We start from the raw sequence: 1,303 nt of genomic DNA, 5'->3' as shown, positions 1-1,303 counted from the left end.
GGCGCGGGGCAACACAGGCGCTGGCCCTGCCGGCGCCTGGACACCCGGTTTCATTCATCTGGAACACCGCTCACTACGGCAGCACGGTGTTCTGTAAGGGGGCTCGCCGCTGGCCGGTGCAGCCCGCCCTCAACGGACTTGTGGTCATCTATGGAAAAGTCGAAGTTTCGCAAAATCGGTATGGGGCTGTTGCTGGTGGTTGTGGCCGGGTTGATTTTCTATACGGTGCAGGCGCCGGCGGAGCCGCCGCAGTACCTGACCGCCAAGGTCGAACGGGGGGATATCGAGAACGCGGTCCTGGCCTCGGGCCTGCTCGAAGGCATCAAGCAGGTGGATGTCGGGGCCCAGGTCTCCGGGCAGTTGAAGTCGCTCAAGGTCAAGGTCGGGGACAAGGTGAAAAAGGGCCAGTGGCTGGCGGAAATCGACCCGCTGGTGCTGCAGAACACCCTGCGCCAGGCCCAGGTGGACGAGGAGAACCTGCAGGCCAAGCGCCGCGCCACTGCGGCCCAGCTCAAGGAAACCAAGGCCATCTACGAGCGCTACCGTGACTTGCAGTCCGACGCCTCGATTTCCCAGCAGGATTACGAGACCGCCGAATCCAACTACGAGGTGCAGCGGGCCAACCTGCTGTCCCTGGACGCGCAGATCAAGAGCGCGCACATCCAGATCGACACCGCCAAGGTCAACCTGGCCTACACCCGCATCGTCGCGCCGATCGATGGCGATGTGGTGGGGGTGGTGACCCAGGAAGGCCAGACGGTGATCGCCAACCAGCTGGCGCCGGTGCTGCTCAAACTGGCGGACCTGGACACCATGACCGTCAAGGCCCAGGTCTCGGAGGCCGATGTGATCCATATCGCCCCCGGCCAACAGGTGTACTTCACCATCCTCGGCGAGGCGGAAAAACGCTACTACGCCAAACTGCGGGGCACTGAGCCGGCGCCGCAGAACTTTCTCGAAACCCAGACCGCCGGCACCCCCAAGCAGAACACCGCGGTGTTCTACAACGCGCTGTTCGACGTGCCCAACCCGGACCATAGGCTACGCATTTCCATGACTGCCCAGGTACGCATCGTGCTGGATACCGCCAAGGACGTGCTGATGGTACCGGTGGCGGCCCTGGGCCCGCGCAATGCCGACGGCAGCTTCGCGGTGCGGGTGCTGGACGCCAAGGGCCATGCCCAGGCGCGCAACGTCAGCACCGGGATCAACAACAACGTCAAGGTGCAGATCAAGGACGGCCTGGCGGAGGGTGACCGGGTGGTGATCGGTGATCCGCTGCCCGGCACGGCAGGGGCCTGAG

1 protein-coding gene is annotated in these 1,303 nt (G+C 64.5%); it reads left to right on the top strand.

Annotation, left to right across the window (positions count from 1 at the left end):
• Positions 1-150 precede the first annotated feature (150 nt).
• Positions 151-1,302: a macrolide transporter subunit MacA gene (gene macA / locus ACUXVH_RS25960; protein WP_011060449.1), complete on the top strand. Its 1,152-nt coding sequence runs from the start codon at positions 151-153 to the stop codon at positions 1,300-1,302.
• Position 1,303 lies beyond the last annotated feature (1 nt).

This window comes from Pseudomonas sp. 8(2025), from assembly GCF_052665325.1.
This window is presented reverse-complemented; position numbering and strand designations above follow the sequence as displayed.

Coding starts and splice junctions, on each gene's coding strand:
- macA (WP_011060449.1), top strand. CDS start 151: ATGGAAAAGTCGAAGTTTCGCAAAATCGGTATGGGGCTGTTGCTGGTG.